At 53.5% G+C, this 260-nt stretch carries 1 protein-coding gene; it reads left to right on the top strand.

What is annotated here, in order from left to right; genetic code table 11:
- On the top strand, positions 1-260 hold a 260-nt coding region (locus KK083_RS32380), incomplete at both ends, for an immunoglobulin domain-containing protein (RefSeq protein WP_254170306.1).

Below are 260 nucleotides of genomic sequence, written 5' to 3'. Positions count from 1 at the left end.
ATCACGACACATCCAGTAAGCGTAACCCAATGTGCAGATAACGGAACGACGTTCACGGTTGCAGCTACCGGCACCACGCTGACCTATCAGTGGAGGCGTAACGGAGTAAACCTGAGCAATGCAGGAGTTTACAGCGGCGTTAACACAGCAACGCTGACGATTAGCAGTGTAGCAGGCGTTGCAGGGAATTTTGATGTAGTGGTGACGGAGACAAGTGCGACACCGAACTGTCCTGTGACGAGCAACGCAGCCACGCTTAC

Source organism: Chryseosolibacter histidinae (genome assembly GCF_018598225.1).
GTDB classification, from domain to species: Bacteria; Bacteroidota; Bacteroidia; order Cytophagales; family Cyclobacteriaceae; genus Chryseosolibacter; species Chryseosolibacter histidini.
The sequence above is the reverse complement of the archived record's forward strand: the minus strand, read 5'-3'. Positions and strand labels throughout refer to the sequence as shown.